This is a genomic window from Aeromonas sp. PS2Canimalfood6, from assembly GCF_048276795.1.
Classification (GTDB): domain Bacteria; phylum Pseudomonadota; class Gammaproteobacteria; order Enterobacterales; family Aeromonadaceae; genus Aeromonas; species Aeromonas caviae.
Window position 1 is genome coordinate 69246 of the sequence record NZ_JBLUXC010000017.1, and the last position, 6723, is coordinate 75968.

Annotated in this window: 8 protein-coding genes; 7 read left to right on the forward strand and 1 reads right to left on the reverse strand. The window is 37.9% G+C overall.

Annotated features, from left to right (window positions below):
• Nucleotides 1–397: 397 nt before the first annotated feature.
• The 7 genes from ACNPAA_RS09625 to ACNPAA_RS09655 all read left to right on the forward strand — a co-directional run bounded on the left by ACNPAA_RS09625 (nt 398) and on the right by ACNPAA_RS09655 (nt 6580).
• A complete protein-coding gene (locus ACNPAA_RS09625; protein ID WP_223955351.1) occupies nt 398–700 on the forward strand; it encodes a hypothetical protein in 303 nt (100 codons plus the stop codon).
• Nucleotides 701–2095: 1395 nt separating this feature from the next.
• Nucleotides 2096–2962 carry a DUF6945 domain-containing protein gene (locus ACNPAA_RS09630; protein ID WP_417891716.1) on the forward strand — a complete coding sequence of 289 codons (867 nt, stop codon included), beginning with the start codon at nt 2096–2098 and terminating at the stop codon, nt 2960–2962.
• An 11-nt stretch (nt 2963–2973) separates the two neighbouring features.
• Entirely contained in the window at nt 2974–3408 is a 435-nt protein-coding gene (locus tag ACNPAA_RS09635; RefSeq protein ID WP_417891717.1) for an XkdF-like putative serine protease domain-containing protein, read from the forward strand.
• Nucleotides 3409–3582: 174 nt separating this feature from the next.
• Nucleotides 3583–3798, forward strand: a complete 216-nt coding sequence (locus tag ACNPAA_RS09640; protein WP_417891718.1) for a hypothetical protein — start codon at nt 3583–3585, stop codon at nt 3796–3798.
• An 8-nt stretch (nt 3799–3806) separates the two neighbouring features.
• Entirely contained in the window at nt 3807–4178 is a 372-nt protein-coding gene (locus tag ACNPAA_RS09645; RefSeq protein WP_104455869.1) for a GIY-YIG nuclease family protein, read from the forward strand.
• A 186-nt stretch (nt 4179–4364) separates the two neighbouring features.
• Nucleotides 4365–4781: a hypothetical protein gene (locus ACNPAA_RS09650; protein ID WP_417891719.1), complete on the forward strand. Its 417-nt coding sequence runs from the start codon at nt 4365–4367 to the stop codon at nt 4779–4781.
• Between the two features lie 11 nt (nt 4782–4792).
• The gene (locus ACNPAA_RS09655; RefSeq protein WP_417891720.1) at nt 4793–6580 is read left to right on the forward strand and encodes a hypothetical protein; all 1788 of its coding nucleotides are present in this window, start codon (nt 4793–4795) and stop codon (nt 6578–6580) included.
• A gap of 26 nt (nt 6581–6606) precedes the next feature.
• Here ACNPAA_RS09655 and ACNPAA_RS09660 read toward each other — a convergent pair.
• Nucleotides 6607–6723 (reverse strand): transposase (locus tag ACNPAA_RS09660; protein ID WP_146054411.1); only part of this gene is annotated, 117 nt, incomplete at its 5' end.

The following is a 6723-nucleotide window of genomic DNA, read 5'->3' on the forward strand; positions in this document are numbered from 1 at the left end:
CCTATTGTTTATTGAGCCCATGAAGGGCTCGGCATCTTTGATGTTGTTGTTATCTCTCACATTCTGTTCTGTAGCCTTTGCCTCTGCATATTCACAATATCGGCTTATAAAACAGGAGGTTATCAACAATCAAACTGTCTGTACGTATGAGAATGCACGGGGGCAGATCATCACCAGAACACACAAACCTAAAAAGCAGTGTGCAAAGTACATCAACACAGATAGAGACTAATTATTTTAAATATTAAAAATTAATTCTGGTAACTCCCTGTTTCTATAGGTAAAAAATATATTTCCCCCGGACTTTGACAAACGATTATCTCTTTAATATTCTGCTGGTGTCCTTCGGGGCTCCTTATTTCATGTGAGATAGGGAACACAACACAAGAGGTAATAGATGTACGAAGATACTAACGTTGTATTGTCAGATATTCAGTCTCACTTAGAGTCAAAATATAAAACAAACAGTTTGAATATTATTAATGAGGGGCGCTTTGCTGTTTTTCAAAATGATAATTTTCATTTTGTAGTGGATGCATGTTTTATACAATGCCGTACAGACAGTGATTTTTTAATTCCAATAGAAACAAGAATTAATGATGCAATTGGAAATCTTGCTATAAGTCAAGGAAAGAAATACAAGTTAACAAGGGATGAAAACCCAGGTCAACTCCCATCTTATGTTATAGTTGAAATTTAATAGATAGTGTTAGGGTGTTTGGCGATCTCAATGGTCGCCTATCTTCCAACACAAACAGTACAGTAGGTGACGCACCCGTGTGCGTTACCCAAAGCAACACAACAATTGTTTAGTGCGAAATCGTACTATACACGCATTTAGTTTGGGACGGAATCGTCCCTTACTTTATAACCTTGGGACGAAATCGTACTAAACATTATTTAGTTTGGGACGGAATCGTCCTTCTATATAAGAACAAGAATTAAGTAAGAACAATAAATATATAAGAACAATATTTAAAGAAAGAACACTATATAATAATAGGCTGTCGCCTTAACACACAAACACATTATTTTTATTTTATATTCTATTTTCTTATATATTATATTGTGTTAATGAGTCGATTAGACTCTATGTTATTCAATAGCGACAGAGGTCGCCCTATACTATTGTGTTAATGAGGCTACGCCTCTATTGTTGTTGTGGTGCTATATAGTCGCACCTAATATACCTATATGCTTCGTGTCCAAACACAATGACACTGTGCCTATAGGATAAATCTAAATTCATAACCAACATAAAAACACATGTTGTCTATTCATCAAGATTTATAGGACAAACAAATAAAATAAAAAACATAGAATATTGTTGTGTGATATAAACAATAGTTTAAATTATAAATTATGTGTGTTGTGTTCAATATGAAATATGTGTGATAAGCGATAGCTATGTTATTGGTGTTCAAGCGTAGCTAATACGGCCTGTATGGCCCTGTATTCAATTGTGTTGTGTTGGGGAATACACATGCCGCCATAACGGCTCAGAAGCTCGTATAGAGCGTTATATTAAGCGTGTTGTGTTGGTTTGTGTCGCATATATTTACATGGCGTTTCACACAAATAAACAAAAGTCAAATTTATTTTTAAAAAGTATTGAATAATTTGGGAAATAATGATAAACTATATATTATAAAGTGAAATATTAAGTTAAGCCCTCACTTTATATCCAAACTTTAATCACTGGCCTCCTGTCACCTTATCGACAGGCTTGGCCTTTTTGCGTTTAAATTTTACACGAGGATATTTATGGCATATTGGAAAGTCGATGAAGCCGTACAGGAATATATCGAAAAATATAAAGATTTGAAGACCGCGATTCAAAGAGCTCAGACACTTAAACTAACTTCCCGAACCAAAAAACGCTCGGATTTTTGGTTATCTGTCGAGCTCGCATTGAAAGAGCTAAAGCCCGCCAAGCAACTTAAAACACGATACAAAGAGGAATAAAACATGCAACTTAATCTTCCGCGCCTGATTCTTCGTTGGATTAACGAGAGCCGAGGAAATATGAGCATCCAATCATATATTATAAAAACAATTACAGAATCCAAAGACTTTAAAGACTATGAGGAAAAATATGGCAAACAAGAAAACTAATGAGATCGTCTATAAAAAAGGCCTGTTTACTGGTGTGTATAAAGGCGACAATGGCAACATGCTGACCGCAACACAGATGATTTATGAAGTTGATGGTGATGAAGTTGTGGCAGAGATTGAGAACGACTTTAAACTTCTCTATACCTTCTTATATGATCAATACCGAAGCTTCCAATCCCAACAAAAAGATTTGTTTGCTGAATGGGAAACTGTCTTTATGGCTATTGGTCGTAGCTACAATACTAAATCTAAAGCTATGGTGAAATTGCTTGAGGATTGTGGATTGCTCAAACAGATTAAGATGCCCAACGATAATCGAAGGATTAAGATTATTGCTGATGTGTCCCTCAAGAATATCCGCTTTGTTAATCCATATTACGATGCATGGCGAGCGGAACAGAAAGCCAACAACGCCGAGCGAGTTGCTGAATATGCCACATTCAACGATGAAAAAGAAAAAGCAAAACGGGAAGCCAAACAGCACCAGAACACTACCAAATCAAAAACTGAGGTAAGAGATGAGTCTCGAAATAAAATTGCGGTTGATAATGCTAAAACTTCACATGATGAAAATGCAGAAGGACATCGAGATGAGCAAACTCAAATTGTTGGTGTGAAACAAGAAATAAAACAAGATGACTTTCCTGATCCCTTCCTTGATGATTGCGGTGTGTCCCATGATTCTGGATTTGAAGAATACAGCCAGCCAAAAACTATAAAATCCGTAAAGCCAAAAGATAATGCTTATGATAATGGGTATGGCCGCAAGTGCAGCCAGTGTTACCAGCAACCTAATGGCGACTGGGATTGCCGTGATAGTTATTGCAATAATTACTTACCGTTTTAACAAGAGGAATAATGATTAACAATTTTAAACAAATAGTTTTGAAAGCAACAAAGCAAAAAACCGAAGAAGAAAGAATTAGTGTTGAGGTGGTCTATGTTCCAGGTGAACAGGAACGAGATTCACACGGCCAATGGATGAGCAAGGCAACAGTTGCCGCCGCCTGCAAAGACTTCAACGACAATCTGCACAATATCTCCCCTAATCTCTACCATATTAGCAACACAAACAAATTTGAAATCCTTAAATCATGGATTAACGAAATTGATATGGTTAGCTCTACAGGCCAAGAGGTTAAAGAGGGCACATGGCTTGTGAAACTTCGATATTCACCTGAATTGTGGGAAATGAAGAAAGCAGGCAAGATTCAAGGTGTCTCAATTGGTTGCCGTGGTGTTGTGAATCCCGAGACAGGGGAGATCACCCAAGTTTCATTCTCGCCGGATTAATCAAATGAAGAAACAATTTAAAAGAAGTTGTCTATTCTACTATCTAACTAAAAAAGAGGAACAAAATGGACAATCAAGAAGTCCTTGAATACTATCACAATGATAAAAAGTTAATCAACCGTTATTTTCTGATCAAACATATCGCCAATAAATTAAAAGAAGGAAATGAATAATATGTCTATTACTACCGAAAACCTAAACTTTCTCGGAACCCTTATTGCAAACAGCAGTGCAGAACAGCCTGAGAAACATGAAATGCTTGCCTTCCTTGCAGAAATGGAAGATGCACAGAAAGAAATGGATAAGCTTTTGTTGACACTTGCTGTTATGTTTGATCAGAACTCCATGCAAGAAATGGGCGTGGAACTACGCAGATTTGTATTTAAATAAGAGGTGTAATGTCATTTAAAACTAAAGAATTCCATAAAAATAATAAAGGTTATGTGTACTGCTGTTTAGTGTCCCCATTAGAATCAGCCCCATATCTCAAGATTGGTTATTCCTGTCAGCCTGACCAGCGAGCCGAGCAACTCGAATCAAACTCAAAGTTATCCTGCAAGCTATTGGATGTTTGGGAGGCACAAAGCCAACAAGCAGCTAAAGCTATGGAATATGAAATCCATCAAGCTCTTAAAGAATACTCTCTTGTCGGTGGTTATTGGAAGCGTGAGAGTTTTAGGCGTGGTGCTTACCGCTCTCTTCAAGAATACATGTTGCATTCTGGTTTTTCTCGGGTCTACAAGAATACGAAAATTATAATCGAATCCTAAAATCCAACACAGTCTCTAATCCCCCTTAAATATAGCCTTAAAACCTCCTGTATCGCTCTATATTGCATTTCTTTGATATTACCCAAGCAACCCTATTGCCTATTGCTTAGAATTTATTATAGAGCATTATATGAAGTTATAGAGGGGGTTAATAAATAACAGCATAAAATAAATATAAGGAAAAATATGAGCAATTTCTATGATTTCTATGATGAAAATCACGACTTACCCGAGCAGGTATCTAAACCTGACAGCTTTAAAAAAGGTAAACAAGCATACCTGAAAAGACAGAACGGGCATTTAAATAAAAATATAGAATATTATTGCCACAAAGAACTACCGATCATAATTGGTTACTATGCTTATTCTAAGAATGTTAAAGGCCATATCCATAATTTTGTAACGTGTGAAACAATTTGTCTGTTAACACTTAAAGTATTACCAAATGATCACCCCTTTAGTGTTCTTGCTAAACGGCTTGTTTTGCAAGGCAGGTTGGAGCGAGTTTCATATTATTTGGGTTCGTATAAACCCTTAGATTCAGAACTTCAGGATAAGATTAAAAGCAAGCGTGAACAAAGATACAACAAAAATAAAAAATAACAGAGGGATAAATGACAGACCAAGTGATTTCAAAATTAGTTAACCAAGTCTCTTTCAAAATTGATAATAAATCATGGAAAGATGCACAGAATAAAATCAAGCGCCTTGCCGGAATGTGGCACAAGAGCAGCCAGGGATTCAGTAAAGCAATGGAGCAAGGCCGTAGGGCCTCTACTTTGCAAGCTAAGGCGACTGATCGACAGACACGGACAGAATTAAAGGCATATCGAAACCGAAAGACAACTATCAAGGCAGACCAAATCAGGCATGGTGATCTGATTAAAAGCAATATTGATTTTCGCAAGCAACTTCAGAAAACAAATTGGGAGTTTTTGAAAGGGAGCCTTAGCGCAAAAGAACGTGCAGCAACAATCGGAGCCTTGACCAAACAGTATCGCTCATTGAACCAACAAGCCAGCCGTTATAATCAGTCTTCTAAAGCCCTTGGAGCAATCAAGAGCGTCAGGCAAGGTGTTAGCAGCGTGACACGCTTGGGCCTCGCCAGCGGCGCCGCCGGTGTTGTTGCAGGCTCTGCTATCACACATAATCAATTCAATAAGGTTAAAGGTGAAGGCCAACAATATGAGGCTTTAACTATTCGCTTGATGAATGTCTTTGGTAATAGAGCGGAAGAGATCTCAGACATCATTGCAAACATGTCAGACAAGAATGGCAGAAACATTATTGACACGGGTTTGGCACTTGTTGAGTTTGTCGCTTTGATGCAGCCATTAGGCGACAATGTAGACAAAGCAATCTCAAGTTTCCAGAAGTACCAAGATGCCCTTGCGTCTTACGGACTGGATAAGCAGGCAAGCCAAGGCTTTATGACTCAGTGGTCACAGGCTCTCGCATCTAACACACTTGATTCATATCAAGAAGCCATGAGGCAATGGGCTCCTAACTTCAAAGCTGATTTTGAAACATGGATTAAAACGCAAAAAGGCATCAACGACTTCTCCGAAAACATTACTGGTGGCAAAAAATACAATCTGAAAAAGTTGATGGATGAATATCTAACAGCCAATACAACAATGTATGCCAGTAAAGCACAGCTATATAAAAATAGCTCGATGGCACAAGATGAAAGAACAGGTAATGCTTTGTCGCTTGCGATCTATCGTGTATTCAATACAAGCGGCTTCTCTGATGCAATGAAATTTGCTAATAAAATCGTGTTGTCATGGGCGAATACCTTACAAAACAATTCTGACAAGATTGGTCAAGTCTTCGGTAATCTATACAAAATTGCCAGCGAGTTAGGGGACGGTGCCTTTAAATCATTGAGCAATTGGCTGTCTAACTTAACAGCCGAGGATATCCGCACATACTTTAAAGATGCAAAGACAAGCATTTCAGATTTCCTATTGGCCATCAAATCACTTGCTCAGTTTATTAACAGTATTTTGCCAGATTATTTTACTCAGAATAAACAATCAACAAGCGTGTCTGATTCTGACAGAAACAAATATGATGCTGATGTTTATGGTAAGGCATATGTGGAACAAGAGAGACGATTGTTGAACAGTGGTTTAGACCCCAGCGCGGCTGCCAGGGGAGCTGAAAAGTTTGCATTGAGTCAAGCACTACGAGTCCAACAGCCTACTTTCAAAGCACCTAGTTTTGAAGATAATTTGGTGAGTAGTCGTGTCATTCGTAGCCAACCACAACCTTCTAATTTCTCTGGAAAACTAAGTTTGAAAATTGACACTGAGGTTAATAAAAAAGGCTTTGCTGATTTTGTGGATTACAGAATCCAAGATAACAATATGCAGACTATCAACTTGCTTTCAGATTAATTAGAATATGGGGCTTTAAATGTGGTTCATCGCGGCTTTCCGGGGAAGGCCGCCTTGATTTTCAGAAAAAAGTATTCTGAGTCCCTAAATCCATATGCCATACGCTTTATCACTTTGATCTTGTTGTTCACCCCTTCCAGCAC

Excerpts from the sequence above, each read along its gene's own strand:
- ACNPAA_RS09625 (WP_223955351.1), top strand. The coding sequence starts at position 398 with ATGTACGAAGATACTAACGTTGTATTGTCAGATATTCAGTCTCACTTA.
- ACNPAA_RS09630 (WP_417891716.1), top strand. The coding sequence starts at position 2,096 with ATGGCAAACAAGAAAACTAATGAGATCGTCTATAAAAAAGGCCTGTTT.
- ACNPAA_RS09635 (WP_417891717.1), top strand. The coding sequence starts at position 2,974 with ATGATTAACAATTTTAAACAAATAGTTTTGAAAGCAACAAAGCAAAAA.
- ACNPAA_RS09640 (WP_417891718.1), top strand. The coding sequence starts at position 3,583 with ATGTCTATTACTACCGAAAACCTAAACTTTCTCGGAACCCTTATTGCA.
- ACNPAA_RS09645 (WP_104455869.1), top strand. The coding sequence starts at position 3,807 with ATGTCATTTAAAACTAAAGAATTCCATAAAAATAATAAAGGTTATGTG.
- ACNPAA_RS09650 (WP_417891719.1), top strand. The coding sequence starts at position 4,365 with ATGAGCAATTTCTATGATTTCTATGATGAAAATCACGACTTACCCGAG.
- ACNPAA_RS09655 (WP_417891720.1), top strand. The coding sequence starts at position 4,793 with ATGACAGACCAAGTGATTTCAAAATTAGTTAACCAAGTCTCTTTCAAA.